A 623-nucleotide genomic window follows, 5' to 3' on the forward strand; every position below is an offset into this window, starting at 1 on the left:
GCTCAGCCCGAGGCCGGTGAGCACCACCAGCGCGAAGGCGACCGTCCGGAGAAGGCGGCGCCGCGGTCTTTCCCGCCTGATCTGATCGACGCCTTCCTGCGCATCCGCGCGCTTGGGCGGCCCGATATCCATTCGACGTTTCCCAATCCGCCGGCCCGCGCCAGCGGCAACCCGCAGTTGTGAGCATAGGATGACATTTCCTTGAATGCCAATCCGTTGCCAGGTTACCTCACCGTCAGGTGAGCGCGCTCGCGTCGGGCGGGACGCGTTCCATCCGGCAGGGGATGGAGCCGGTGTCCACCGAGCCGCTGATCGGGTCCGCTGGCCCGGTGTAGGACATGGCCGCGTTCACGTTCACCTCCAGCACGCCGAAGTCCGGCCCCGGCCGCTCGGGCAACCACCAGCCGACGCCGGTGGTCAGCACGCCGGGCCGGGTGCGGTCCGAGACCTGCACGCGCAGGCGCACGGCGCCCTGGCCGTTCATCGTCTCGACCTTGATCCAGTCCGCCTCGGCGAGACCGTATTCGGCGGCCGTCTCCGGGTTCACATAGACCTTCGGATCGGGCGAGACCTTTCTCGCCCAGGCCTGCTCGCGGAAGCGCGAGTGGTGGTAGGTCTTCTCC

Annotated in this window: 2 protein-coding genes; one reads left to right on the forward strand and one right to left on the reverse strand. The window is 68.7% G+C overall.

Translation table 11 applies throughout. The annotated features are described in order from the left end of the window. Positions 1-183, forward strand: a 183-nt coding sequence (locus AC1DWF_RS35995; protein ID WP_476843236.1) for a hypothetical protein, incomplete at its 5' end; no start/stop codon positions are given. 52 nt (positions 184-235) lie between these two features. Here the strand turns inward: AC1DWF_RS35995 and AC1DWF_RS36000 are convergent. Next, on the reverse strand, positions 236-623 hold a 388-nt coding region (locus AC1DWF_RS36000; protein ID WP_476843237.1), incomplete at its 5' end, for a molybdopterin dinucleotide binding domain-containing protein.

It is taken from the genome of Aminobacter sp. P4_D5 (assembly GCF_056401815.1).